The sequence below is a fragment of the Pseudomonas sp. CFII64 genome, from assembly GCF_000416235.1.
Taxonomy (GTDB): Bacteria; Pseudomonadota; Gammaproteobacteria; order Pseudomonadales; family Pseudomonadaceae; genus Aquipseudomonas.
Genome location: NZ_ATLO01000051.1, coordinates 72691 through 98711, shown reverse-complemented (window position 1 = coordinate 98711; position 26021 = coordinate 72691). Strand labels below are relative to the sequence as shown.

The 26021-nt window shown below is 58.6% G+C and carries 20 protein-coding genes and 2 riboswitches; of the genes, 11 read left to right on the top strand and 9 right to left on the bottom strand.

Annotation, left to right across the window (positions count from 1 at the left end):
• Positions 1–129 precede the first annotated feature (129 nt).
• The gene (locus CFII64_RS26035; protein ID WP_020293858.1) at positions 130–396 is read left to right on the top strand and encodes a hypothetical protein; all 267 of its coding nucleotides are present in this window, start codon (positions 130–132) and stop codon (positions 394–396) included.
• A gap of 12 nt (positions 397–408) precedes the next feature.
• On the opposite strand, the gene CFII64_RS26030 is transcribed toward CFII64_RS26035, so the two are convergent.
• The 4 genes from CFII64_RS26030 to cobW all read right to left on the bottom strand — a co-directional run bounded on the left by CFII64_RS26030 (position 409) and on the right by cobW (position 6946).
• Positions 409–1002, bottom strand: a complete 594-nt coding sequence (locus CFII64_RS26030; protein WP_371106473.1) for a VWA domain-containing protein — start codon at positions 1000–1002, stop codon at positions 409–411.
• 77 nt (positions 1003–1079) lie between these two features.
• Positions 1080–2099, bottom strand: a complete 1020-nt coding sequence (locus CFII64_RS26025) for an ATP-binding protein (RefSeq protein ID WP_044901728.1) — start codon at positions 2097–2099, stop codon at positions 1080–1082.
• A gap of 20 nt (positions 2100–2119) precedes the next feature.
• Positions 2120–5878, bottom strand: coding sequence for a cobaltochelatase subunit CobN (gene cobN, locus CFII64_RS26020; RefSeq protein ID WP_020293855.1), 3759 nt, complete (start codon positions 5876–5878; stop codon positions 2120–2122).
• A gap of 3 nt (positions 5879–5881) precedes the next feature.
• Positions 5882–6946, bottom strand: a complete 1065-nt coding sequence (gene cobW / locus CFII64_RS26015; RefSeq protein WP_020293854.1) for a cobalamin biosynthesis protein CobW — start codon at positions 6944–6946, stop codon at positions 5882–5884.
• 111 nt (positions 6947–7057) lie between these two features.
• Positions 7058–7283, bottom strand: a riboswitch (cobalamin riboswitch).
• A 76-nt stretch (positions 7284–7359) separates the two neighbouring features.
• Positions 7360–7577, top strand: a riboswitch (cobalamin riboswitch).
• 99 nt (positions 7578–7676) lie between these two features.
• On the opposite strand from cobW, the gene CFII64_RS26010 reads away from it, so the two are divergent.
• Genes CFII64_RS26010 through cobM form a run of 4 tightly spaced genes read left to right on the top strand, consistent with a single transcriptional unit; the run spans position 7677 to position 9777 of the window.
• Positions 7677–7865, top strand: coding sequence for a CbtB-domain containing protein (locus CFII64_RS26010; RefSeq protein WP_020293853.1), 189 nt, complete (start codon positions 7677–7679; stop codon positions 7863–7865).
• 11 nt (positions 7866–7876) lie between these two features.
• Positions 7877–8578 (top strand): CbtA family protein, encoded by a 702-nt coding sequence (locus CFII64_RS26005; protein WP_020293852.1) that lies wholly within the window; start codon positions 7877–7879, stop codon positions 8576–8578.
• Positions 8556–8987, top strand: coding sequence for a cobalamin biosynthesis protein (locus tag CFII64_RS26000; protein ID WP_020293851.1), 432 nt, complete (start codon positions 8556–8558; stop codon positions 8985–8987). The genes CFII64_RS26005 and CFII64_RS26000 overlap by 23 nt, the downstream gene beginning before the upstream one ends.
• Positions 8988–9030: 43 nt before the next feature.
• Positions 9031–9777 (top strand): precorrin-4 C(11)-methyltransferase, encoded by a 747-nt coding sequence (cobM, locus tag CFII64_RS25995; RefSeq protein ID WP_020293850.1) that lies wholly within the window; start codon positions 9031–9033, stop codon positions 9775–9777.
• A gap of 175 nt (positions 9778–9952) precedes the next feature.
• On the opposite strand, the gene nfuA is transcribed toward cobM, so the two are convergent.
• Both nfuA and CFII64_RS25985 read right to left on the bottom strand, forming a co-directional pair.
• Positions 9953–10546: a Fe-S biogenesis protein NfuA gene (gene nfuA, locus CFII64_RS25990; protein ID WP_020293849.1), complete on the bottom strand. Its 594-nt coding sequence runs from the start codon at positions 10544–10546 to the stop codon at positions 9953–9955.
• A 98-nt stretch (positions 10547–10644) separates the two neighbouring features.
• Positions 10645–11667 (bottom strand): acyltransferase, encoded by a 1023-nt coding sequence (locus CFII64_RS25985; protein ID WP_020293848.1) that lies wholly within the window; start codon positions 11665–11667, stop codon positions 10645–10647.
• 347 nt (positions 11668–12014) lie between these two features.
• Here CFII64_RS25985 and metH point away from each other — a divergent pair, with 347 nt between their 5' ends.
• Positions 12015–15722, top strand: a complete 3708-nt coding sequence (metH, locus tag CFII64_RS25980) for a methionine synthase (RefSeq protein WP_020293847.1) — start codon at positions 12015–12017, stop codon at positions 15720–15722.
• A 105-nt stretch (positions 15723–15827) separates the two neighbouring features.
• On the top strand, positions 15828–16058 hold the full coding sequence (locus CFII64_RS25975; protein WP_020293846.1) for a DUF2970 domain-containing protein: 231 nt from the start codon (positions 15828–15830) through the stop codon (positions 16056–16058).
• A 12-nt stretch (positions 16059–16070) separates the two neighbouring features.
• On the opposite strand, the gene CFII64_RS25970 is transcribed toward CFII64_RS25975, so the two are convergent.
• A complete protein-coding gene (locus CFII64_RS25970; protein ID WP_371106472.1) occupies positions 16071–17147 on the bottom strand; it encodes an ABC transporter substrate-binding protein in 1077 nt (358 codons plus the stop codon).
• Between the two features lie 503 nt (positions 17148–17650).
• Between CFII64_RS25970 and CFII64_RS25965 the strand changes: the two genes are divergently transcribed.
• Both CFII64_RS25965 and CFII64_RS25960 read left to right on the top strand, forming a co-directional pair.
• Positions 17651–19309 carry a nitrite/sulfite reductase gene (locus CFII64_RS25965; protein ID WP_020293843.1) on the top strand — a complete coding sequence of 553 codons (1659 nt, stop codon included), beginning with the start codon at positions 17651–17653 and terminating at the stop codon, positions 19307–19309.
• Positions 19293–19787 carry a DUF934 domain-containing protein gene (locus CFII64_RS25960; RefSeq protein WP_020293842.1) on the top strand — a complete coding sequence of 165 codons (495 nt, stop codon included), beginning with the start codon at positions 19293–19295 and terminating at the stop codon, positions 19785–19787. Before CFII64_RS25965 ends, CFII64_RS25960 begins: the two co-directional genes overlap by 17 nt.
• A 74-nt stretch (positions 19788–19861) precedes the next feature.
• Here CFII64_RS25960 and CFII64_RS25955 read toward each other — a convergent pair whose 3' ends face one another.
• Together CFII64_RS25955 and sohB are read right to left on the bottom strand one after the other, a co-directional pair.
• Complete coding sequence (locus CFII64_RS25955) at positions 19862–23473, bottom strand: NEL-type E3 ubiquitin ligase domain-containing protein (protein WP_020293841.1); 3612 nt, start codon at positions 23471–23473, stop codon at positions 19862–19864.
• Positions 23474–23627: 154 nt separating this feature from the next.
• The gene (gene sohB / locus CFII64_RS25950; RefSeq protein ID WP_020293840.1) at positions 23628–24659 is read right to left on the bottom strand and encodes a protease SohB; all 1032 of its coding nucleotides are present in this window, start codon (positions 24657–24659) and stop codon (positions 23628–23630) included.
• Positions 24660–24861: 202 nt separating this feature from the next.
• Between sohB and CFII64_RS25945 the strand changes: the two genes are divergently transcribed.
• Positions 24862–25572 carry a histidine phosphatase family protein gene (locus CFII64_RS25945; RefSeq protein ID WP_020293839.1) on the top strand — a complete coding sequence of 237 codons (711 nt, stop codon included), beginning with the start codon at positions 24862–24864 and terminating at the stop codon, positions 25570–25572.
• A 55-nt stretch (positions 25573–25627) separates the two neighbouring features.
• Complete coding sequence (locus CFII64_RS25940; RefSeq protein ID WP_020293838.1) at positions 25628–25942, top strand: SCP2 sterol-binding domain-containing protein; 315 nt, start codon at positions 25628–25630, stop codon at positions 25940–25942.
• Positions 25943–26021: the final 79 nt, after the last annotated feature.

Here is a 26021-nt window from a genome sequence, read left to right as displayed (position 1 = left end):
AAAAATTCAAAAAATATAGGCGCGTGATGTGACTCAACCCCTGTTAATCGGCATCAACACAAGTAACCAGCCGAACGGTAAGCCCACCGACGGCGACGAACTTGCTACCGGCCATTTGAGGAATTGATCATGAACGCCCCACTGCGCTTCAACGATGCATTGCTGATCGCTGGACACGCCTTTGAGCCCTTCAAGTGTGTGGCGTGGGCGCCACAAGATGGAAACGGCGAACTGAGTCTGAGTGTCATCGACCGGACCAGCACCCGCATTGGTCACAGCCAGATCCCACGCAGCGCCTATTCCGACCCTGCGCAACTGGCAAGCCTGCTCGAACAAGCGCGCGCCGCCATCAGCAATGAAGGTTATCGCCTCGAGCCGTGGACCATGCCGGCTTGAATCAAAGCTGAATCAAAGGTCGGCATCAGCCAGGCTTTCGATATGCCGATACTCGATCCCGAGCCGGGCAGCCAGTTGCTCGGCACGACCCAGCCGAATAGGTCCGCACTCGATATCGATCAATAATCCTGGGCAACTGAATGTTCCCAGCGGCGCTTGATCCTTCACCCGACCGTCAGTCAGCACCAGCAATCTATGCTGCTCGGCTGGATACCGCTTCTGCCGCAAGGCCAGCCACTGGGCAGCCTGGTCAAACGCGGCGAACAATGGCGTTCCACCGCCGGCACCGAGGCCATCCAGCCAGGGTTGCAGCGCTTTCGATGCCTTCAGGCCCTGCTGTTGCCAGCGGGGCGAACCGCCAGTGGCCGTCAGCAGCGCCAGTCGCACCCGGCGACGATAGGCGTCATCGAATACTTGAGTGAGCACACCTTTGGCCAGGCTCAATGCCTGATGACGTCGGGTAGAAGCCGACGCATCGACGATGATCAGCCACATTTCAGCGGGGTGACTGCTGCGCGGCTGACGCACCAGATCGCTGTGCACCCGGGGCCGCCCACGCAACAACGTTGGAATCCAGGCAATGTGACCGTCGCCAGTGCTGCGCAGCGCACCGCATTTGCCGCCGCTCAGCGTTCCGGGGCGAGGCTTGGCATCCGCCCCCAACGTTGCCCGGGAGCGGATGCCTAAGGCTTTTTTGGCCAGCTCGGCACTGTGCGCCGAGCGCCCACCGGCATTGGCTGCGATGCAAGCTCACCCCAACTGCCTTGCCCTTGCTCCGACTGCTTTTCCGACGAGTCTTGAGGCTTGGGCTGCGGGTTCTGTGGTGCCGGACTTTGCGCCTCAGACGGCGGAACCTGTCGCCGCCGATGACGCAAGGCGAACTCGGCAACGGCGTCGATATCCTGCTCTTCTATAACGGCCACGCCACGCCACGCCGCATGGGCGCGGGCCGCTCTCAACCACACCAGATCGGCACGCATCCCGTCCACGCCGGCAGCGAAGCAGCGCTCGGTGATGGTCTGCAAGGTCTGATCGTCCAGGGCGATGCTATCCAGCAACTGGCGCGCCTGCTCGCAACGCTGGCGTAACGCGTCCTGCCGAGTTTGCCACTGCGCGCAGAACCCCTGAGGATCACTGTCAAAATCCAGTCGGCGACGGATGATCTGCCCACGCTCCACCGGCAAGGTTTGCCCGCTCAATGCGACATTCAGACCAAAGCGATCCAGCAGTTGCGGACGTAGCTCACCTTCCTCAGGGTTCATCGTGCCGATCAGGACAAAGCGTGCGGGATGGCGATGGGAAATACCGTCACGCTCCACCAGATTGATGCCGCTGGCGGCGACGTCCAGCAGCAAATCGACCAGATGATCCGGCAGCAGGTTGACTTCATCGACATACAGAACCCCACCATTGGCTTTGGCCAGCACGCCGGGGGAAAACTGCGCCCGGCCCTCGCTCAGCGCCGCGTCCAGGTCCAGCGTTCCCACCAGGCGCTCTTCCGTGGCGCCCAACGGCAAGGTGACGAATTGGCCGCTGGCCAGCAGATCAGCCAGACCTCGGGCCAACGTCGACTTGGCCATACCGCGCGGCCCTTCAATGAGCACGCCACCAATCCTTGGGTCGATGGCGGTCAGGCATAACGCCAGTTTCAGCGCATCGGCGCCGACTACCGCCGCCAGTGGGAAATGAGGGATCTCGCTCATGGTTGTCTCAGGCACCGTCATCAGTTCTCTTCTATGTCCAGCAACAGGGCTTCCAGTGCCTCACGATAATCGCCGGGCTCTTGCCAGAGGCCGCGCTGCTGGGCTTCAAGCATACGTTCGGTCATATCGCGCAAGGCGTCCGGGTTGTGTTGCTGGATGAAATCACGGGTCGATGGATCAAGCAGATAGGCGTCCGCCAGCAGCGCGTATTGATGATCATCGATCAGTTCGGTGGTGGCATCGAACGCGAAGAGGAAGTCCACCGTCGCGGCCATCTCGAATGCGCCCTTGTAGCCGTGGCGTTTCACTCCGTCGATCCATTTCGGATTGGCTGCCCGGGAGCGTATCACTCGATTCAATTCTTCCTTGAGCGTGCGAATCTTCGGCAAATCCGGCTGGCTGTGATCGCCGTGATAGCTGGCGGTCTTGGCTCCGCTCAGGCTTTCGGCGGCCGCGAGCATCCCGCCCTGAAACTGGTAATAGTCGTTGGAATCGAGCAAGTCGTGCTCGCGATTGTCCTGATTTTGCAGAACCGCCTGGACTTGCGACAAGCGCTGAGCGAAACGCTCTCGGGCCGGGGTGCCCTCGTCCTTACCGCCATAGGCGTAGCCACCCCAATTCAGGTAGACCTCGGCCAGATCATCGCGGCTCTGCCACAAACGTCCGTCAATGGCGCCCTGTACCCCAGCGCCATACGCGCCCGGCTTGGCGCCGAAGATTCGCCAGCCCGCCTGTCGTTCAGCTTCTTCTTGGCTCAGGCCGGAACCTTGCAGATCAAGGCGCTCCTGGCGAACCTTGGCGGCCAATGGATTCATGTCATCGGGTTCGTTCAGGTCTGCGACCGCCTGTACCGCCGCGTCGAACAAACGAATCAGGTTAGAAAACGCATCCCGGAAGAACCCGGACACCCGCAGCGTGACATCCACTCGCGGCCGATCCAGCAGACTCAACGGCAGAATCTCGAAATCATCAACCCGTTGACTGCCCGTTGCCCAGACCGGACGCACGCCCATCAACGCCATGGCCTGAGCGATATCATCCCCGCCGGTGCGCATCGTGGCCGTGCCCCAGACCGAGAGGCCAAGTTGACGTAAATGATCACCATTGTCTTGCAAGTGTCTCTCCAGCAACAAGTTTGCCGACTGGAAACCGATACGCCAGGCCGTCGTGGTTGGCAGGTTACGCACGTCCACGGAGAAGAAGTTACGCCCGGTTGGCAGCACATCAAGGCGACCGCGACTGGGCGCACCGCTGGGGCCGGCGGGGACAAAACGCCCGCTTAACGCGTCCAGCAGGCCCTGAATTTCTCCGGATCCGCAAGCATCCAGTCGCGGCGCCACAACCTCTCTAAGATTCTTAACAATCAACTTCAAATCGTTGTTATCAATCGATATTTCGAAATATGAATCTGCAATAACCTGCTCGATCAGCCAAGCGGCATAGAGCTCAAGTCGTTCCCGCGTATCTCCCGCTGTGCGCCAGGGATCAGTGCTGACTTCAAGTAAAACCTGAGGTTTAGGTCCGCCCCAAGGCTGGGCCAATTCACAGTCCAGCGGATCAAAACCCAGTTCGAAGGCTTTGCTCAAGACTCGCAACAGACTGGATTGCGCACCTCGCCCATCACCCCGGGGAATGCGAAGTAGAGCCAGCAATGTATCGATGCGCAGACGCCCACTTGGGGACTCGCCGAAGATATGCAGCCCGTCGCGAATCTGCGATTCCTTCAGGTCGCATAAATAGGTGTCCAGACGCGGCAGCCAGGTTGCAGTGTCGCTGTCACTGACCGACTCAAGCGCCAACTCACGGTCGATATGGGTCTCGCGTACCAGCTTGAGGATGTCACGTTGCAGTTCCAGGGCGCGACGCGGGTCGAGGAGCTGGGCCTCGTAGTATTCGTCGGCGAGCAATTCAAGGTTACGCAGCGGCCCGTAAGTTTCAGCGCGGGTCAGCGGCGGCATCAGGTGATCGATTATCACCGCCTGGGTGCGTCGCTTGGCCTGAGCGCCCTCGCCCGGGTCATTGACGATGAACGGATAGATATTCGGCATCGCGCCCAGCGCTACATCCGGCCAGCAACTCTCAGACAAACCGACGCCTTTGCCCGGCAACCACTCCAGATTGCCGTGCTTGCCCACATGGATCAGTGCATGGGCGCCATAGACGTTGCGCAACCAGAAGTAGAACGCCAGATAGCCATGGGGCGGCACCAAATCCGGATCGTGATAGACCGCGCTGTGGTCAACCTGGTAACCCCGGGCTGGCTGTATGCCAATGAAAGTCAGACCGAAGCGCAGCCCGGCGATCATCATGCGCCCGGCGCGGAACATGGGGTCTGCGTCCGGCGCACCCCACCGGGCGTTGACCGCCTCTCGATTGGCCGCTGGCATTGCGTTGAAGGCGGCAAGGTATTCATCCAGCGCCATGCTTTGCTGACAAGGCCGCAAATCCAGACTGTCCAGGTCATTGGTAACGCCACCGAGCAACTGGTGGATCAGCGCCGTGCCTGTTTCAGGCAACGGCGCCAACGGGTAACCTTCGGCCTGCATCGCACGCAGAATATTCAGCGCCGCTGCTGGAGTGTCGAGGCCTACGCCGTTGCCAATGCGCCCGTCGCGGGTCGGGTAATTGGCCAGAATCAGGGCCACGCGCTTGTCGGCATTGGGCAAACGCGCCAGCAGGATCCAGCGCCGCGCCAGTTCGGCGACAAAGTCCATGCGTTCCGGCTGAGCGCGATAGCAAACCACGTCCGACTGGCTGCGCTCACTGTGCCAGGCCAGGTCCTTGAAGCTGATCGGCCGACTGATGATCCGCCCATCCAGTTCCGGCAAGGCAATGTGCATCGCCAGATCCCGGGCGCCGAGGCCTTGTTCGCTGGCGCGCCAGCCCGGTTCGTTGTCCTGGGCACAGATAGCCTGAATGACCGGGATGTTGCGACGGAAGGGTCGTAAATGCGGGGCTTCCGGGCTGGACTGGGCGAAGCCGGTGGTATTGAGGATCAACTCAGCCTCAACCTCGTCCAGCCAATCTTCCACCAGCGTCATGCAGCCCGCTTCTTTAAGGCTGGCCACCGCAATCGGCAGAGGATTCAGACCTTGTGCCTGCAAACGCACACAAAACTCATCAATAAAGGCGGTATTGGCTGCCTGCAGATGCGAGCGATAAAACAGCAGTGCCACAACCGGCTGACCGGCCTGCCAGTCGGCCTGCCAATCACTGAGTTCAGCGCGGGAAGTGTTGGGGTGATAAACCGCCGTGCGCGGCAAAGGCTGGGGTTCGGACCAGGAATAATTCCGCCCCAGCCAACCACTCGCAAGACAGCGATACAGTTGCAGCGCATTGTGCATGCCGCCCTGACGCAAGAACTGCCAAAGCCGCTGACAGTCCTCGGCGCTGACGGTACTCAAAGCGGTCAATTCCGGGTCGGCGTTGTCGCAGCCCGGCACCAGGATGACCTGCACGCCTCGCCCGGTCAGCTCCATCAGGCGCTCGACGCCGTAGCGCCAGTAGCCAATCCCGCCATGCAAGGAAATCAGGATGACTTTCGCGTGGCGCAGCACCTGGTCGACATAGAGGTCAACCGAAGCATGATTCTGCACCTGCATCGGGTTGGCCAAACGCACGCTTGGGTAGTCGTCGGGCAATTGCTGCGCAGCTTCGGCGAGCAAGGCTAGGCTTGAGTCGCCGCTACAGAGAATCACCAGCTCGGCGGGGGTTTGTCCCAAATCGGCGATGCTGTCGTCCGGTACGAAACCACCGGGCTGGGTTCTCAGTAAATGCATGGGTCAGCCGGCAACCGCAGCACGCAACTGCGCTTCAAGTACCGCCGCGTCCAGTTTCTGGCCGATCAGCACCAGATGGGTTGCGCGTTCTTCGTCAGCAACCCAGGCGCGGTCGAAGTGCTTGTCAAAGCGCGTGCCCACGCCTTGGATCAGCAGGCGCATTGGCTTGCCGGGAATGGCCGCGAAACCCTTGACGCGCAATACGCCATGCTCAACCACCAGTTGCGTCAGCGCGTCGAGCAGCAGGCTTTCGTCGGCCTGTGGCAGCTTGATGGAAATCGAGTCGAAAGCATCATGATCGTGATCGTCATGGTCGTCGCCTTCATGGTGATCGTGGTGGGTCTTGCGCGCATCGATATGCAGCTCGGATTCGGCACCCAGACCGAGCAATACGCTGATCGGCAAACGACCACTGCTGGCTTCGATGACCTTGACCGCTGGCGGCAACTCTTCGGAGACTTCGGCACGCACCGCCGCCAGACCTGCGGCATCGATCATGTCGGCTTTGTTGAGGATGACGAGGTCAGCGCTGGCCAGTTGGTCGGCAAACAGCTCGTGCAGCGGCGACTCGTGATCCAGGTTCGGATCAAGCTTGCGCTGGGCGTCGACCTGATCAGGAAACGCAGCAAAAGTACCCGCCAGCACGGCCGGGCTATCGACTACGGTAATAACCGCATCCACGGTGCAAGCATTGCGGATTTCCGGCCATTGGAAGGCTTGCACCAAAGGCTTGGGCAACGCCAGACCGGACGTTTCGATGAGGATGTGATCCAGATCGCCACGCCGCGCTACCAGTTCACGCATGACAGGGAAGAATTCTTCCTGAACGGTGCAGCACAAGCAGCCATTAGCCAGCTCGTAAACCCGGCCATTGGCTTCTTCTTCGGTGCAACCGATGGTGCATTGCTTGAGAATTTCGCCGTCGATGCCCAGCTCGCCGAATTCATTGACGATCACCGCGATGCGTCGCCCCTCGGCATTGTCGAGCATGTGGCGCAACAGCGTGGTTTTGCCCGAGCCGAGAAAGCCGGTAACGATAGTGACGGGAAGTTTGGTCAGCGTTTTCATCAGGTGCCCTTTGGCAAAGCGGCGGGCAAACAGGACGAAAACCCGGTGATCAGGCACAGGACTGGATTCGCCACCGGATCACCCCGCCCGGTTGTAGTGAGAATTTGCAGGGCATGATGCCCAGGTCGAGGCAGGTCTCCTGGCTTGCGGTTACGGGTGGGCATGCCACCTGCAATTCATGGCGCCTTCCCGCTTGGCGCAGTGGCTGTGCAATGAACCTGACCGCTTACAGTTGCGGGGGCAGCCGCGGCATTGACCGCGTTCCCATCTTAGCTGTGCGCTGTCCGGCTGCATGGCAGCGGGTGCAGGGCACAGAACCTCGAATCCGCAAGGCTACGCAGTGACCATCGGCAGGTCAATCACCAGCCGGTCGCCGACGCGAACTGATTGACGTTCAGCGCCGGCCCATGCTCTCCTGTACGCCTTGTTCGGGTGCCCTTCACAGGGTGAAACGGGAAACCGGTGCGTTCAAGCCTCATGGCTTGTGCAAGTCCGGCGCTGCCCCCGCAACGGTAAGCGAGTGAAGAGTCAGATCCACTGTGGCCGGCAACGGCATGGGAAGGTGACTTTTTCAGGTTGAGCAATCGACCCCTCGCAAGCCCGGAGACCGGCCCGACATGAAACTTCTGACAAACCCGCGGTGGGCGGGCGCTGTTGATCTCTTCTGACGCCTGTCAGCGGAGCTCTCATGCGTTCCCCTCACCTTGCCGACATCCAAGAGGGAAGCGCCATGTCGATCAGTACAACCAGCCATTCCGCCAGTACGACCACTGCCACCCAGACTCAGCGTCTGACAGCCGCCATCAGCGCTGCCATTCTCGGCGCGTGCCTGGTGTATTTCGCCGGTTTCTCGCACATCGACGCCGTGCACAACGCGGCGCATGACACCCGTCACAGCTCTGCCTTTCCTTGCCATTGAGACCTGACGCCATGTTCAAGCGAATTGCTCAGACGGCGGGCTTCACAGGCCTGATCGCCGCCCTGTTCCTGACCCTGCTGCAAAGTTTCTGGGTCGTGCCGCTGATTCTGCAAGCGGAAACCTACGAGAACGCTCCGACCGAACAGGTTCACGAGCACGCCGAAAACGCCCCGGCCGGTCATGTGCATGACGACGAAGCCTGGTCACCGCAAGATGGCTGGCAGCGCATTCTGTCCACGACCGGTGGCAATCTGGTTGTTGCAGTAGGTTTCGCGCTGATGCTGGCCGGTCTTTATACCTTGCGCGCTCCCGGCAAGACGTCCCAAGGCGTGCTCTGGGGATTGGCAGGCTTCGCGGTGTTCACCCTCGCGCCGACCCTTGGCCTGCCGCCGGAACTGCCGGGTACTGCTGCAGCGGACCTGACCCAACGGCAAATCTGGTGGATCGGCACCGCAGCGTCCACTGCTGTCGCCCTTGCCTTGATTGTGTTCGGCAAGAACTGGCTGCTCAAGGTGCTGGGCGTGGCGATTCTGGTCGTGCCCCATGTCATCGGCGCGCCACAACCGCCGGTGCATGAGAGTCTGGCGCCTGAAGCGTTGGAGTCGCAGTTCCAGATCGCTTCGCTGCTGACCAATGCTCTGTTCTGGATTGCCATGGGCGTGATCAGCGCCTGGCTGTTCCGCCGTAACAATGCTGACCTTGATCAAGCCTGAGCAAATGCGGGCGACGCTGGTGGCCGGGCTCGGCTGCCAGCGCGGATGCCCTGCTGACGTGATGCTTGAGTTGATCGAGTCCAGCCTTCGGGTTCATGGCCTGGAGCTGCAAGACCTCTGCGCCCTCGCCTCCATCGACCTGAAAAACAATGAGCCCGGCTTGCTGGAGTTGGCGCGGCGGCTGCGCTTGCCCCTGACCGCTTTCAGCGCACAACAGCTCAGCTCCTACGAAGCGCAATTGACGCATCGTTCGCTGACCGCCTTTGAGCACACCGGCTGTTATGGGGTTGCGGAGAGCGCGGCGTTGGCGCTGGCCAGTCGTTCAGGCCCCGCACGCTTGCTTATCCCTCGAACCAATAATCGGCAGGCAACATTTGCTTTGGCCAGTACCCTGCTCGATAGCCGATAATCCCGCCTCTCACACCGCATCCACTCAAAAATCTGGAGTTTTCATGACCGTTTTTTTCATCGGCGCAGGCCCTGGCGATCCGGAGTTGATCACGGTCAAGGGGCAGCGGCTGATCCGTAGTTGCCCGGTCATCATCTATGCGGGCTCGCTGGTGCCGACTGCCGTGCTGGAAGGCCATAACGCGGTTCAGGTCAGCAATAGCGCCGAGTTGCACCTCGAACAAATCATCGCCTTGATGAAATCCGCTCATGAACAGGGCCAGGATGTGGCTCGGGTTCATTCAGGCGATCCAAGCCTGTATGGCGCCATTGGCGAGCAAATCCGCCATTTGCGCGAGTTGAACATTCCGTTCGAGATTATTCCGGGGGTAACCGCTACCGCCGCTTGCGCCGCCCTGCTCGGCGCCGAACTGACACTACCGGACATTTCACAAAGCGTGATTCTCACTCGCTTCGCCGACAAGACCACAATGCCAGCTGGCGAAGAACTGGCCAGCCTGGCGCAACACCGCGCCACCATGGCGATTCACCTTGGGGTCAACAACTTGCACAAGATCGTCGGCGAGCTGCTGCCTCATTATGGCAGCGACTGCCCGATTGCCGTGGTGCATCGCGCCAGCTGGCCGGATCAGGACTGGGCACTGGGCACATTGGCGGACATCGAGGACAAAGTGCGTGAGAAGGGCTTTCGGCGTACGGCGCTGATTCTGGTGGGACGCGTTCTGGCAGACGATAGCTTTGGCGAGTCGTCGCTGTATCGTGCCGGGCATGCGCATTTGTTCAGGCCGTGATTCCGAACCTCATATTGGAGGCTTGCCCGCGAAGCGCAGTCTCAGGCGACAATTCCATCGTTGAAGAAGACGTTTTCGCGGGCAAGCCTCGCTCCTACAGGGAAATCAGCCGCGTACCTCAGACACAAAAAACCCCGAACACGTCGGGGTTTTTTTTGCTGCGCAGACCGCTCACTCAGTAGTAAGCGTTCTCTTTCTGAGTGTGGTCAGTGACATCTCGCACACCGCTCAGCTCAGGAATGCGTTCGAGCAAGGTGCGCTCGATGCCTTCCTTGAGCGTCACATCGGCCTGACCGCAACCCTGGCAACCGCCACCGAATTGCAGGACAGCGATATTCTTGTCTTCTTCTTCGACGACATCGATCAGTGTCACCTGGCCGCCGTGGCTGGCAAGACCGGGGTTGATCTCGGTTTGCAGGTAATAGCTGATGCGCTCGTTGATCGGGCTGTCGGCATTGACCATCGGGACTTTGGCGTTTGGCGCCTTGATGGTCAGCTGGCCGCCCATGCGGTCAGTGGCGTAATCAACGACGGCATCGTCGAGAAACGCTTCGCTGAAGTTATCGATCCAGGCCGTGAAGTTCTTCAGGCCAATGGCCTTGTCTTCAGGCTTTTCTTCGCCCGGCTTGCAATAAGCAATGCAGGTTTCAGCGTATTGGGTGCCAGGTTGGGTAATAAACACGCGGATGCCGATGCCCGGGGTGTTCTGCTTTTCGAGCAGATCGGCCAGATAGTCGTGGGCAGCATCGGTAATAATGATAGCGGTCATGAAAATTCCTCGCAGACGTGCCGGCAGTTTACGCCAATCGGCTGCGTCATACAAAGTCCTAGTATTCTTGTCGGAAAAGAGCCGGTCGGAAAAACCGATCAGGAAAGAACCTGCGCGGTGTCAGCACTGCGCCGCTTGTCCAGCCAACCCTTCATCCGGCGATACAGGCCTTTTTCCAGCCATTCATAGCTGCCCCATGCGCCCAGCCCGATGATCGGCACGCACACAGCGAATACCAGATACGGATTCAGCGCGAAATGTTCGGCCGCCAGCCAGCCGGCATACAGCACCAACACGTGCAACAGATACACCGAGTACGAACAATCGCCAAGGATCTTGAGCAGCCGACTGCCTCGGAAACAGGGTTCCAGGGAAATGCACGACAAGACAATCAACGCACTGGGCAAGCCCCAGTTAAGCAGCCGCTCCGCTGGGGTCAGATGATAGATGGTGACCAGACCGGTGGCGATGCCGAGCAACGGCAACCAGACGCCCTCCTTGATCCAGCCCTTGCGATAAATGATCCCAATACCGATCCCCAGCAAAAACTCGTAAACGATGTCATTGCCATAGAAGCGGCTGATCAGCCCGGATCGGGCCAGCACTTCGCTGACGGCGAACAGCGCGGCGGCTACGATCAACGGGCGATGACGCTGCTGAAACAGGAACACCGTCGAAAAAAGCAGGTAAAAGAGCATTTCATAGTTCAGCGTCCAGCCGACGTTCAACGTGGGATAAAGACCATATCCGCCAGGGTTTTCAGAGGGAATGAACAGCAGCGACAGCAGGAAGTTCTGCCAGCTGATCACCTGATGCGGCAGCAAGGGCGCGGCAAAAACCAGAAGCAGCCCCATGACGGCGGTGTAAAACCAATAGGCGGGAACAATGCGGATAATGCGGTTGAGCATGAAGCGACCGGCAGGCATGTCGGTGTTCTGTGTTGAAAGAAAAATCACCAGGCCGCTGATGACGAAAAAAATATCGACGCCGACGGCACCCTTGGAAACAAAAAACTGACCTATCGGCCCCGACGCATGGAAGTCGAAAAAAATTTGCATGAAGTGATGACACACCACTGCCCAGGCGGCGAGTGCCCGCAAGGCTTGAACCGAAATCAACATCTATAAACAACCTCTGTCGCCTGACTTTTGAATCGCAGCCCGGGGAGTCAAACCAGAAGCGCGCCCCGAACACTCGTGAAGTCGGACCACGTTTTTGAGGAAAAGATCGGAGAAACTGACTAAAGGCGGCAATTCAAAAGATGGCCGCAAGCCATGTCTTATAAGGCTTGCGATGATTTCAGACAGCATTTGACGGCCTTGAAATGCTGACAGCCATATGCCCGCCCCGCTGCTGCCGAAGACCCGGCAACATGAGCGATATTCATGCAAAAGGGTAATCAACACTAAAAGTGTTCGGGTTTGATATCATCTCGGCCTTTCTGTATCGACCTTTTTCAGGTAGCCCTATGTCTGACCGCACCGCTCGCCATCACGCTCTCCAGCAAGCTCTTCAACAGAGGATTCTGGTCCTCGACGGCGGCATGGGCACCATGATCCAGAGCTACCGCCTTGAAGAGCAGGATTACCGAGGCAAACGTTTCGCCGACTGGCCAAGCGATGTCAAAGGTAATAACGACCTGCTGATCCTGACTCGTCCTGATGTCATCGGTGCCATCGAAAAAGCCTACCTGGATGCCGGCGCGGACATTCTGGAGACCAACACCTTTAACGCCACCCAGGTTTCCCAGGCTGATTACGGCATGGAAGAGCTGGTGTATGAGCTGAACGTCGAAGGTGCGCGCCTGGCTCGTAAAGTAGCCGATGCGAAAACGCTGGAAACCCCGGACAAGCCGCGCTTTGTCGCGGGCGTGCTCGGCCCCACCAGCCGCACCTGCTCGCTGTCACCGGATGTGAACAATCCTGGCTATCGCAACGTCACCTTCGACGAACTGGTGGAAAACTACACCGAAGCCACCAAAGGCCTGATCGAGGGCGGCGCTGACCTGATCCTGATCGAGACCATCTTCGACACGCTCAATGCCAAGGCGGCGATCTTCGCCGTACAGGGCGTGTTCGAAGAACTCGGCTTCGAATTGCCGATCATGATTTCCGGCACCATCACCGACGCCTCGGGCCGCACGCTTTCCGGGCAGACCACTGAAGCCTTCTGGAACTCGGTCAGCCACGCCAAACCGATTTCCGTAGGCTTGAACTGCGCCTTGGGCGCCAGTGAGCTGCGACCTTATCTGCAAGAGCTGTCCAACAAGGCCAGCACGCGGATTTCGGCGCACCCCAATGCCGGCCTGCCCAACGAGTTCGGCGAATACGACGAAACTCCGGCACAAACCGCGCTGGTGATCGAAGAATTCGCCCAGAGCGGTTTTCTCAATATCGTCGGCGGTTGCTGTGGTACGACGCCGGGCCACATCAAGGCCATCGCCGAAGCCGTCAGCAAATATGCGCCACGGGTCATCCCGGACATTCCCAAAGCTTGCCGCCTGTCGGGCCTTGAGCCGTTTACCATCGATCGCCAATCGCTGTTCATCAACGTCGGCGAGCGTACCAACATCACTGGCTCCGCCCGTTTTGCCCGCCTGATCCGCGAAGACAACTACACCGAAGCCCTGGAAGTCGCCCTGCAACAGGTGGAAGCCGGTGCCCAGGTGATCGACATCAACATGGACGAAGGCATGCTGGATTCGAAGAAGGCCATGGTGACCTTCCTCAACCTGATCGCGGGCGAGCCGGATATCTCCCGCGTGCCGATCATGATCGACTCGTCGAAATGGGAAGTGATCGAAGCCGGCCTCAAGTGCATTCAGGGCAAAGGCATCGTCAACTCCATCAGCATGAAGGAAGGCGTCGAGCAGTTTATTCATCACGCCAAACTGTGCAAGCGCTATGGCGCGGCCGTGGTGGTGATGGCGTTTGACGAGAAAGGCCAGGCCGACACCGAAACGCGCAAGAAGGAAATCTGCAAGCGCTCTTACGACATCCTCGTCAATGAAGTGGGTTTCCCGCCGGAAGACATCATCTTCGACCCGAACATCTTCGCCATCGCTACCGGGATCGAGGAGCACAACAACTACGCCGTCGACTTCATCAATGCCTGTGCGTATATCCGCGACAACCTGCCCCACGCACTGACCTCGGGCGGCGTGTCCAACGTGTCGTTCTCGTTCCGGGGCAACAACCCGGTGCGCGAGGCGATTCACTCGGTGTTCCTGCTGCACGCGATTCGCAACGGCCTGACCATGGGCATCGTCAACGCCGGCCAGCTGGAAATCTACGACCAGATCCCGGCCGAACTGCGCAATTGCGTTGAAGATGTGGTGCTCAACCGCAACCCGGAAGGCACCGATGCGCTGCTGGCGATTGCCGACAAGTTCAAGGGCGACGGCAGCGTCAAGGAAGCTGAAACCGAAGAGTGGCGTGGCTGGCCTGTCAACAAGCGCCTGGAACACGCGCTGGTCAAAGGCATTACCACGCACATCGTTGAAGACACCGAAGAATCCCGCCAGTCGTTCGCGCGCCCTATCGAGGTGATCGAAGGCCCGCTGATGTCCGGCATGAATATCGTCGGCGATCTGTTCGGCTCGGGAAAAATGTTCCTGCCCCAGGTGGTGAAGTCCGCCCGGGTGATGAAACAGGCTGTGGCCCACTTGATTCCGTTCATTGAACTGGAAAAAGGCGACAAGCCGGAAGCCAAGGGCAAGATCCTCATGGCAACGGTCAAGGGCGACGTTCACGATATCGGCAAGAATATCGTCGGCGTGGTACTTGGCTGTAATGGTTACGACGTCGTCGATCTGGGCGTCATGGTCCCGGCGGAAAAGATCCTGCAGGTCGCCAAAGAACAGAAGTGCGACATCATCGGTCTTTCCGGCTTGATCACGCCTTCGCTGGACGAAATGGTCCATGTCGCCCGGGAAATGCAGCGTCAGGACTTCCACCTGCCGCTGATGATTGGCGGCGCCACGACGTCCAAGGCGCACACGGCGGTGAAGATCGAACCGAAATACAGCAATGACGCGGTCATCTACGTCACTGACGCTTCCCGCGCGGTGGGTGTGGCGACGCAGTTGCTGTCCAGGGAACTCAAACCGGCGTTCATCGAGAAGACCCGCCTGGAATACATTGAAGTCCGCGAACGCACCTCGGCGCGCAGTGCCCGTACCGAGCGCCTGAGCTACGGCGCCGCGGTCGCCAAGAAGCCACAGTTCGACTGGGAAACCTATAGCCCGGTAAAGCCGACGTTTACCGGTGCCAAAGTGCTGGAAAACATCGACCTCGACGTCCTGGCCGAATACATCGACTGGACGCCGTTCTTCATCTCCTGGGACCTGGCGGGTAAATACCCGCGCATCCTCACCGACGAAGTGGTGGGCGAAGCGGCAACGTCGCTGTTCGCCGACGCTCAGGAACTGCTGCGCAAGTTGATCGACGAGAAACTGATCAGCGCCCGTGCGGTGTTCGGCTTCTGGCCGGCGAATCAGGTGGATGAAGATGACCTGGAAGTTTATGGCGACGACGGCAAGGCAATTGCCAAACTGCACCACTTGCGTCAGCAGATCATCAAGACCGACGGCAAGCCGAACTTCTCCCTGGCCGACTTCGTGGCGCCCAAGAGCAGCGGTGTGACGGATTATGTCGGTGGTTTCATCACCACCGCCGGCATCGGCGCTGAAGAGGTCTCCAAGGCTTATCAGGACAAGGGCGACGATTACAACGCGATCATGGTCAAGGCCCTGGCCGACCGTCTCGCCGAAGCGTGCGCTGAATGGCTGCACCAACAGGTCCGAAAGGAATACTGGGGTTACGCCAGGGACGAGCAGCTGGGCAATGACGAGTTGATCAAGGAACAATACGTTGGCATCCGCCCTGCCCCGGGTTATCCAGCCTGCCCGGACCACACGGAAAAAGGCACGCTGTTCCAACTGCTGGATCCAATGCCCGAGGGCCAGCCTGGCAAAAGCGGCGTGTTCCTTACCGAGCACTACGCGATGTTCCCGGCAGCAGCGGTCAGCGGCTGGTACTTCGCCCACCCGCAAGCGCAGTATTTTGCCGTGGGCAAGGTCGACAAGGATCAGGTCGAAAGCTACACCGCCCGTAAAGGCCAGGAGTTGAGCGTCACCGAACGCTGGCTGGCACCAAACCTGGGCTACGACGAGTAACGCTGCAGCAGGTTGTCATGCATTAACTGAAGGGGCGCGAGGATGCGCTCCTTTTTTTCGCCTAAGCTTTGTGCGACCTCTTCAACAAAAAAACTGCGAGGCGGTATGGACGATCCACTCAACGACTCGCCAAATGGCAAGGCGCCGAGCTTCTGGCAAATGCTGCACAGCGTCATGGCAGCAGCTTTCGGTGTCCAGAGTGGCAAAAATCGCGAACGAGATTTCACCCACGGTAAGCCGGTGCACTTTGTTGTGCTGGGCCTGCTGTTCACGATTATTTTCGCTGCGATGTTATTCGGCGTGGTGCAGCTGGTCATGCACTTTGCCGTGGGCTAAGTCCGGCGTGCATCAGGGTTTTCGGATGAATTCATACTCGGTGCCAGCGGGCTTGCCGACAAGGCTGAGGTTTCGGACATCAATGCCGAAGTCGTCGCGTTGACTGGCGCTACGAATTCTCGGTATGTCACCGACCACCAACAGCCGCATCAACTGCGCTTCGCGCGCGCCCATGTTTTTCCGAGCTGCCGGGTCGGTCGCTTCGTAGTCGTGCAGTAACACCATGGCCAGGCCGCCCAGCATGAAATGGCCGCCTGCAGTCACGTTAAGACGTCCGTCGAGAACCGCGTCCAGCGAAGCCGGTGCCCAATTGATAGAACTGAACAGGACGTCCTTGCCTGGCTGTCTGCCGGTCTCGGCCACAGCGGCCATCACGCCAAACGCCATCTGGTCGTTGGCCGTCCAGACCAGCCGTGTATCGGGATAGCGCCTGAGCAAAATCCTTGCCTGCTCCAATGCACGATCCTTGCGCCAGCCACCCAGGACTATCTGGCGCAGATGAACCTCCGGGTGTTCCGCCAGAGCGCGATACATCCCTTGCTCGCGCTTGAGCGACACGGGCGTGTTATTGGTGCCGGCAAACGCCAACAGGTCCATCGGCTGGCCTTTTGCAGTCGCTGAACCCAGGTGGAATAACTGACTCGCGGTGAGGTAACCCGCCTCTTCATCGTTGCCGACCAGACTGCCGATAAAGTCCGGATAGCTTTGCGTCAGATCACCGAGAATGGCGATCTGGTTGGGCGTCAGGGTATTGTTGACCGCGAACAGTTTCACGCCGCTGCCCGTGGACAGTCGCAGAATTTCCGGCGCGACGTTCAATTCATTGGAGAACACCAGATAATCTGGGCGATGAGTGCCCTGCAGCGCCTCGCGGGCGAATGTCAGCAGCTTGCGAGTGTCCCGGTCGGTGTAAATCACCTCAAGGGACATCTCGAATTTTTCCGCCGCCGCCTGCATGAATCTGGCGTAGGCCTGCCAATAGACATCCGAGGCAGGGCCGGGGTTGAGAAAAACCACGGAGACAGCCATAGACTGACTTGCCCATAAGCAACCCGCTGTGAACAGCACGCTGCGGACAAGCCGCTTCAGACCAATAAACGAGCCCTTGCTGTAGCCAGACATATTCCCGCCGCTAAATGGCTATGAATACGTATCGGCTGCTGACCCGATTCTCTGTACCGTTACATTTAAAAGTATAAGGATTGAGCTACTGGTGACTGACCCAGAATACGGCGGCCCCCACGACCAGCATGATGATGAAAAAAATGGCCCACGCATCCACATGGCTGTCGGGCTTGGTGATCTTCGGGTGATTGCTCATTGCATCCCTCTTGTCTGTCTTATTTGGGTGGCTGCAAAAAAAGAGCACGCAGTCGTATGGACTGGCGGCTCGCCCTCAGTAAAGTTGACGTATGCCCATATGACAAGCAGGGTTATCCAGGCCAGACGAACGGCTTAGTACTTTTGGTTCTGTGCATATATTCAAACTTCACTTTTGCGCATAACTGCAAACTGGTATCTTCCCTCGGCTCCGTTGGGAGTGCGCGGCCGTGCGCGCAGATTTGCCGTTATTGCCTGAGAACAGGACCTATATGTACGTATACGACGAGTACGATCAGCGGATCATCGAGGACCGCGTCAAGCAGTTCCGTGATCAGACCCGACGCTACCTGGCGGGGGAACTCAGCGAAGAAGAGTTTCGTCCGCTGCGCCTGCAAAATGGGCTTTATATCCAGCGCTTTGCGCCGATGTTGCGTGTCGCCGTGCCTTACGGGCAACTCACTTCCCGTCAGGCGCGCATGATGGCGAAGATAGCCCGTGACTATGACAAGGGCTACGCGCACATCAGCACCCGTCAGAACGTTCAGTTCAACTGGCCGGCGCTGGAAGACATTCCCGATATCCTGGCTGAACTGGCCACTGTGCAGATGCACGCCATCCAGACCAGCGGCAACTGCCTGCGCAACGTGACCACTGATCAGTTCGCTGGCGTCGCTGCCGACGAAGTAGTGGATCCGCGTCCGTGGTGCGAAATCGTCCGTCAATGGACGACCTTCCACCCGGAATTCGCTTATTTGCCACGCAAATTCAAAATCGCCATCAATGGTTCCAGCACTGACCGCGCTGCCATTGAAGTGCACGATATCGGCCTTGAGCCGGTGCTGAACGCTGCCGGCGAGCTGGGCTTTCGCGTTCTGGTCGGCGGCGGCCTGGGCCGTACGCCGGTTGTCGGCGCATTTATCAATGAGTTCCTGCCGTGGCAGGATCTGCTGAGCTATCTCGACGCCATCCTGCGGGTCTATAACCGCTACGGCCGTCGTGATAACAAGTACAAGGCTCGGATCAAGATTCTGGTCAAGGCCTTGACGCCTGAGGTGTTCGCCGAGAAGGTCGACGCGGAAATGGCACACCTGCGCGGTGGCCAGACGACTTTGACCGACGCTGAAGTGCATCGCGTTGCCAAACACTTCGTTGATCCTGAATACAAGGCGCTGAGCGATCAATCCGCCGAGCTGGCTGCACTGGATCAACAGCATCCCGGTTTTGCCCGCTGGCGTACCCGTAACGTCCTTGCCCACAAAAAGCCTGGCTATGCCGCCGTAACCCTGTCGCTCAAGCCAACCGGCGTCGCACCCGGTGACGTGACTGACAAGCAACTGGACGGCATCGCCGATCTGGCCGACCGCTACAGCTTCGGCCAGCTGCGCACTTCCCACGAGCAGAACATCATTCTGGCTGACGTCGAGCAGGCGCAACTGTTCACGATGTGGAATGAGCTGCGCGAGCAGGGCTTTGCCACGCCGAACATCGGCTTGCTGACCGACATCATCTGCTGCCCTGGCGGCGATTTCTGCTCGCTGGCCAATGCCAAGTCGATCCCGATTGCCGAATCCATTCAACGCCGTTTCGACGACCTGGATTACCTGTTCGACATCGGTGAGCTGGACCTGAACATTTCCGGTTGCATGAATGCCTGTGGTCACCACCACGTCGGCCATATCGGCATTTTGGGCGTGGACAAGAAAGGCGAAGAGTTCTATCAGGTTTCATTGGGTGGCAGCGCAAGCCGCGACGCCAGCCTGGGCAAGATTCTCGGCCCGTCATTCGCCCAGGACGTGATGCCGGATGTGATCGAGAAGCTGATCGACGTCTATGTTGAAAAACGTAACGAAGACGAGCGATTCATCGATACCTACCAGCGTATCGGTATCGACCCTTTCAAGGAGCGCGTCTATGCAGCGAATCATTAAGAACAACGAAGTCATCGACGAAACCTGGCACTTGCTGCCCAAGGACACGACCTTGGATGGTCTGTCCAACTGCGATGACCTGATCGTGCCGCTGGCGTTGTGGCGTGAGCACGCCCATGCGCTCAAAGCCCGTGATGGCGGCCTGGGTGTGTGGCTGGACAGCGATGAAGAAGCTGAAGAAATCGGCGATGACGTCAATGAGTTCCAAGTCATCGCCCTGAACTTCCCGGCGTTTACCGACGGTCGCAACTTCTCCAACGCACGTTTGCTGCGTGATCGCTACGGCTTCAAGGGCGAGCTGCGCGCAATTGGCGATGTGTTGCGCGACCAATTGTTTTACATGCGCCGCTGCGGCTTCGATGCCTTCGCGATTCGTGCCGATAAAGATCCTTACGAAGCCCTGGAAGGCCTGAAGGATTTCTCGGTGACGTATCAGGCAGCAGCCGACGAGCCATTGCCGCTGTTCCGCAGACGATAAGCTTGTAGACAACTCGGGATACCGCCGATAAAGAGCCCGGACCAGGAACACTGGCCCGGGCTTTTTGCTGACGGTTATACGCTATTCGCCCCAGGAGTTTCAGCCAGCTCGGTCTGGGTCAACTGCTGCATCAAGGCGTGTTCGTCGGCCTTACGCTGCCGCAGAATGTCATCAGCAGCACTCTTGTAGGCCCCGTCGGTCATCCTTCCTTCGCTTTGCAAATCATCCAGAGCATCCATGCGCAACTCGGTGGGTCTTCGGCATGCCACAAACTCGGCTGGGTAGCGTTCTTCCAGGTACTTCACCCAGAATTCCCGCTTCAGGGCGAAACTCACCAGCGCTGCCGGACTTTCGCTGGCGAGTACGCGCTGCGCCGCCCGGTTAAGCATTTCTTCGGTAACTCCAGCCGACGTTGAAAATTGCATCGTTCGCGTGCTTAACGGCAGTTCCAGGCGGCTGACCAGTCCTACGCGGTATGCCAGCAATACCTCAACGTCCTCGGTAAACCCGGCTCGACCTGCCGCATCGAGCCGGGCAATACCGTCCACTTCTTCCAGACGAAACAAACCGCGCAGCAACTTCAGCAGTTGTGGCCCCTCATGCCCGTTCACCGCCAGCGCACGGGCCTTGGTGACCATGACTTCGAGTTCCATGTTGCTGAACATCACAGTGACGCCATCCACGCAGGTTTGCGGGTTGGCGGCCATGCCTACCAACCGGCTGCGCAGGGCCTGATCTTCAGCCCCCGCTTCCATAAGCTGCCAGACACGCTCGGTCACGGCTTCGGGGGTCAGGTTGAAGTCGGCAGAACTACGCAAGCGCGCCAGCAACTCGAAGAAATCATCAACATTTTCTTCAGCCTCGAATAGCTGCCACAAGCCCCGCCTGTGTACTCGGCCCAGCGCAGGCGTGCGCTGCAGCCACACATCCACCCCTTCGGTGGGCTGGACGGCAACCGACGGCCCGCCTATCTGGGCAATACGCGCCCGCGTACCCACGGACAGCGGGTTGCCATCAAGCAGCGTATGGTGCGCCGCGCCCGGGTTGTCGAAAAACTCGTCAGGGAGCGCGACAAGTCGGTTGTTCCTCAGATCAATCGCCACCAGCTCTGGGAGGTTGAAAACGCCCGCCGGCACCTGTTCGATACCGGTACTGCGCAGAAACAGATTGACCAGTTGCGTCATCGATCTCACATCCAGTAACTCACCTAGCGGGTTACGCTCCAGATTCAGCAGGCGCAATGTTCGCAGGGGCCGCAACAGGTCCCGCGTGAATGGCGTAAGGACGATTCGGTTATTGGCCAGGGTCAGACGCGTAAGGTGTCTCAAGCCTGCGACACCGGTCGGCACATCGCGCAAAAAATTGTTTTCGATGTTCAGCCAGCGCAGATTCGGGGTCTTGCCGAGCAGTTCGCTGGCACTTTGCTGGGAGATATAAGTGCGCGACAGATTGACCGCCGTGACATGGCTGAAATTCGCTGGCAGATACGGCAGATCACCCATGGCGATGCCATGCAGGTCGAGCACATACCCTTCCAGGCGCAGCGCTACCGGACCGTCCACCGGGGTCTGTCGTAGCCAGCAGCGCTTGATGATATCGGCCGCTTGCCGCCGGGCCAGCTCTGAAATAGGCACCGAATGAGTGTCGGTCACCGCTCGCCACGTCACCGGTCCTTTGGCCCAGCGCTCCAGGACGCGCTCAAGGGACTTGAATTCCATGGACAAACGCTCGAGCTGAATTTCGAGGGACGTGCCATTGGCACGAAGCTCTGCAAGAAACTCTGCGCTCTGATCCGGTGTAAATCCGGGATACAGCCTGCCGACTTGCTCATGCAGTGACGGCCCTGTCGCCGCCGCCGGGCCGCCTGGAACGACCTGATCACCGTCCATTCCGCCTTTCAGTCCGCCTATATCGATATCCCATTGGTCATTTTCCTGTTGTTTAACAAAAGGACCTGACTTGCCGTTTGCGTCAGTGATTCGCCATTGCCGCGCAGGCTGCTCCCAGCGGACTTCGTAGGCCTTGTCGTGCAAAGCCACGAAATAACGGCCGTCGCGGTGGTAGATGTCGAGCATCCCGTTCGGCCCGTGAATGGTTGGCTGACCTTGCACTGAGGCTGTCGGAGCTTCGAAACTCCTTAATGATTTACGCAGCCGCGCGTCCAGTGATCGCAGGTTCGTCGGCGCGTATTCGAATCTGGGGCGGATAACTCTGTCGAGCCTTGCATTGGAAGTCTGCTCCGTCTCAAGCCACGGTTGCGGTCTGAGCACCTCGACGTCTTCGGCGGCCGCTGTCGCATCGCCAATTGCCGCTGCCAGCTTTTCAACGGCCAGCGGCACTGCATTCAACAACCCGAAAACCAAACGCTGTCCGCCTAATTGCCGCTCGTGCAACGTTCTGCCGCCTGTCACCTGCGCAGTGCCAACCCCGATCAAGGAAACAGACAGCGCTGCCACCAAGGGGATTGCTTCAGGGACGATCAAGGCCACCACTCCGGTAAAAATCAGGCTTCTGTTCAGTCCTTCGGCAAACCCTTCGAGACGAGCGTCGCCTCGGGTATGGATGCTGAACTTCGCATCGGAGCGCAATCGCTGCATCACACGATCGCGCAGAAATACAAACGGATCGCCATGGATTTTGCTGCCCGAATGAACGCAGTGTTCGGGGGACCAGAGACCGGTTGCGTAGTTGAGCCATCGCGGATACCGCGCAATGCCTTCAAGGGCATTGTGCAGACCGGTCAGAAAAACACCGTCCGAGTCGTTCATTTCCGGAAAATGACCTTCGAATGACCTGCGTTTGAGCACATCGCGGCACTGCTCTGCCACCCACTGTGCAAGTTGCCGCTCATTCTCGAAACCGTGAAGAGGTGAAGAGTTACCGGGCACGTAGAGCACCACGCGGCCAGTCTGTACGTCCTTGATGACCAATGCGTCGGTGGCGCTATAGCGATGGACCTTGAGCGGCGCGATAACTACGTTTTTATGAATGGGCACCGCCGCTTCCAGTAACTCCGGCGTCAGCGCCTGCCACTGCTGTGAAACCGGCAACCCGAGACTTTCAAGTACCAGCTGTTTATCCATTTCCAACAGGCTGTTTTCGCCCCGTTGCAAAAATGCCGCTTTGAGAAAGGCTGCTTTTGCCAATACCGGATAGTGCCGCGAGTGGGCGTCGATGAAGGTGTTCAGGTTGGCCATGTACTGATGTCGCAGATCAGTGGCCCAGATAAATTGCTTTATTTCGGCGGGATTGATATTGACATGAGTGTCCGCGTCATAGGTCTGCGGCTCACGTCGCCGGTATAACCCTTCGTAGACCAATGGGGTGAAATACATACTCAACGACGGGACAAGATGCAGGGCTATGCCACCAGGACGGTAGTGCCGCACAGCACCAAGGCCGCTGAATCCGGAGAGATGTTCATGCCATTTGCCCAGTAACGCGTCAGTCAGCGACAACGACCTGTGCAATATTGCGGGATACGAGCCTGAGCCGCGCACGTCAGAATAAATGAAGGTATTGAGTCGAACATCATCAGGTTCAATATCCTGCTGATATCTGTCTTTTATATAGGCTTTGATCACTTGCCGCGCATACGTTGCCGGGCTTTTGGCAATCGCGCCGTGGGCGGTAACAAATGCATCCAGAAGAGGATTGAGATACGGGTCAATAGCGGCGTCAGACATGGGCTGCAATCTCCTTATTGCAAAAAATGGCTGACAGCCTATCAACGCCCTTCCGGTAAAAAGCCCTAATAATTACCGCATCCGGCTCATAAAAAAACGCCTGCTGTCAGTAACGACAACAAGCGCTGGATGTGACGCGTACAACCAACAGGTATTACCAGAAGCGCTGCTGAGTCAGGCGACTCCACCAGCTCAACAGCAAGCGGTCTACCGACCCGGTCGCCGCGAGACCGACGCGCTCCTGCAAGCTTTTGCGCTGCACATAGTGCAGGTGGAACACCTCGGCGGTTTTGGCACGCTCGGAAAGATACTCGTCACTGGTCTTCAGTTCATCGACCAGCTGATTATCCAGCGCTGCCATACCCAGCCAGACTTCACCAGTAGCCACTTCATCAATAGCCAGTTGCGGGCGATAGCGCGCCACGAAGTTCTTGAACAGGTCGTGGGTGATGTCCAGGTCTTCCTGGAACTTTTCACGGCCTTTCTCGGTGTTTTCGCCGAACACGGTCAAGGTGCGTTTGTACTCGCCCGCCGTCAGGACTTCAAAATCGATATCGTGTTTCTTCAGCAAACGATTGACGTTAGGCAGTTGGGCCACCACGCCGATGGAGCCCAGAATCGCGAACGGGGCGCTGATGATCTTGTTACCGATGCACGCCATCATGTAGCCGCCGCTGGCAGCGACTTTATCGATACAGATGGTCAGCGGAATACCTGCCTGACGGATACGCGCCAGTTGCGAGGACGCCAGCCCGTAGCTGTGGACCATGCCGCCGCCGCTTTCCAGACGCAGGACGACTTCGTCCTTGTCAGTGGCCAGGGTGAGCAGCGCGGTGATCTCATGACGCATGCTTTCCGTAGCCGAAGCCTTGATGTCGCCGTCGAAATCCATGACGTAGACCCGAGGCTTGGGTTCGCTCGACTTCTGGCCCTTCTTGTCTTTCTTGAGTGCCTTGGCCTGCTCCTTGCGCAAAGCCTTGACCCGCTCTTTGTCGAGCAGCGATTGCTCAAGGCGCTCACGCAGGCCTTTGTAGAAATCATTGAGTTTGGTGACTTGCAGCTGCCCGGCAGAACGGCGTCGACCTTTGCCGCGCATGGAAGCGATGGCGACCAGAACCACAACGATAGCGACGACCAGGGTGACCGTTTTGGCCAGGAAACTGGCGTAATCGGCTAGAAACTCCACAGATACTCCTCACATGGATTGCGCCCTTTCCAAGCAAGGGCGGCGGATCGTTCAAGCATACCGGCGCAGTCAGGCGCCGACCAGCCGGACGTTGTGACCGCGCACGACACACTCATTCAAACAAGCGTATGTTTTTTTATTGACACGCTCTGGGCATCCTCATAACCTCGCAAAACTTTCAACGTACCGGGACGAAGCGGACGTGGGCAGCATCTATTTGATACGACATGGCCAGGCTTCGTTCGGCGCAGACGACTATGACGTGCTGTCGCCCATCGGAATTCATCAGGCTCAGGTTCTGGGCAAGCATCTCGCTCAAACGGGTGTGAGTTTCGACCGCTGCATAGCGGGTGGCCTGCGTCGACAACAGCACACCGCAGAAGCTGCGCTGGCTCAGTTCACGGCGCTTGATTTGCCGATCCCGCGCCTGGAAATTGACCGCGCATTCGATGAATTCGATGCCAATGCGGTGATTCGCGCCCTGCTCCCGGCCATGCTTGCTGACGAACCCGAAGCGTTGTCTGTGATGCGCAATCCCGCCGGGCACCGCAGTGAGTTTCAACGATTGTTTGCGCTGATTATCGGCCGCTGGCTCAGTGGCAACTACGACGTTGACGGCCTGCAAAGCTGGTGGGCTTTCGTCGCCCAGGTCGAGGCCGGGCTGCTGGCCATTCTTGAAAGCGCCGGACCGAACCAGCGCATCGCAGTCTTCACTTCCGGCGGCACCATTACCGCCCTGCTGCATCTGATTACCCAGATACCTGCGCCGCAGGCATTTGAACTCAACTGGCAAATCGTCAACACCTCGCTCAACCAGCTCAAGTTTCGTGGCCGCGAGGTGGCTTTGGCTTCTTTCAACAGCCATGCTCATTTGCAACTGTTGAACACGCCGGAACTCATCACTTACCGCTGAGCCCGGTCAAACCTGTTCTTCGGGACACCGATATCAACACAATAAGGATCGAACCATGACCTCTGTAGCCGACGCCGTACAAGCAATGAAAGCCAAGTTCAACCCTGCTGCCGCTGCAGGCCTGGACCTGGTTTTCGGTTTCCGTATCGACGACACCAAGAATTTTTCGCTGATCGTCAAGGACAGCACCTGCGAGCTGCAGGAAGGCGAAAACCCGGACGCCCAAGTCACACTGGTCATGGACGGCGAAACCCTGCAAGGCATCGTCAGCGGCGAGACCGATGGCATGCAGGCTTTCATGGGCGGCAAGCTGCGCGCTGAAGGCGACATGATGTTGGCAATGAAGCTGAGCGAGCTGTTCCCGGCCTGATTGCCGCACCATGCCCAAAACCGGAGCCGAAAGGCTTCGGTTTTTTTATGCCTGCTGCTTTCCCATGCCCTGCTGAGCG

Coding starts and splice junctions, on each gene's coding strand:
- CFII64_RS26035 (WP_020293858.1), top strand. CDS start 130: ATGAACGCCCCACTGCGCTTCAACGATGCATTGCTGATCGCTGGACAC.
- CFII64_RS26025 (WP_044901728.1), bottom strand. CDS start 2,099: ATGAGCGAGATCCCTCATTTCCCACTGGCGGCGGTAGTCGGCGCCGAT.
- cobN (WP_020293855.1), bottom strand. CDS start 5,878: ATGCATTTACTGAGAACCCAGCCCGGTGGTTTCGTACCGGACGACAGC.
- cobW (WP_020293854.1), bottom strand. CDS start 6,946: ATGAAAACGCTGACCAAACTTCCCGTCACTATCGTTACCGGCTTTCTC.
- CFII64_RS26010 (WP_020293853.1), top strand. CDS start 7,677: ATGTCGATCAGTACAACCAGCCATTCCGCCAGTACGACCACTGCCACC.
- CFII64_RS26005 (WP_020293852.1), top strand. CDS start 7,877: ATGTTCAAGCGAATTGCTCAGACGGCGGGCTTCACAGGCCTGATCGCC.
- CFII64_RS26000 (WP_020293851.1), top strand. CDS start 8,556: ATGCTGACCTTGATCAAGCCTGAGCAAATGCGGGCGACGCTGGTGGCC.
- cobM (WP_020293850.1), top strand. CDS start 9,031: ATGACCGTTTTTTTCATCGGCGCAGGCCCTGGCGATCCGGAGTTGATC.
- nfuA (WP_020293849.1), bottom strand. CDS start 10,546: ATGACCGCTATCATTATTACCGATGCTGCCCACGACTATCTGGCCGAT.
- CFII64_RS25985 (WP_020293848.1), bottom strand. CDS start 11,667: ATGTTGATTTCGGTTCAAGCCTTGCGGGCACTCGCCGCCTGGGCAGTG.
- metH (WP_020293847.1), top strand. CDS start 12,015: ATGTCTGACCGCACCGCTCGCCATCACGCTCTCCAGCAAGCTCTTCAA.
- CFII64_RS25975 (WP_020293846.1), top strand. CDS start 15,828: ATGGACGATCCACTCAACGACTCGCCAAATGGCAAGGCGCCGAGCTTC.
- CFII64_RS25965 (WP_020293843.1), top strand. CDS start 17,651: ATGTACGTATACGACGAGTACGATCAGCGGATCATCGAGGACCGCGTC.
- CFII64_RS25960 (WP_020293842.1), top strand. CDS start 19,293: ATGCAGCGAATCATTAAGAACAACGAAGTCATCGACGAAACCTGGCAC.
- CFII64_RS25955 (WP_020293841.1), bottom strand. CDS start 23,473: ATGTCTGACGCCGCTATTGACCCGTATCTCAATCCTCTTCTGGATGCA.
- CFII64_RS25940 (WP_020293838.1), top strand. CDS start 25,628: ATGACCTCTGTAGCCGACGCCGTACAAGCAATGAAAGCCAAGTTCAAC.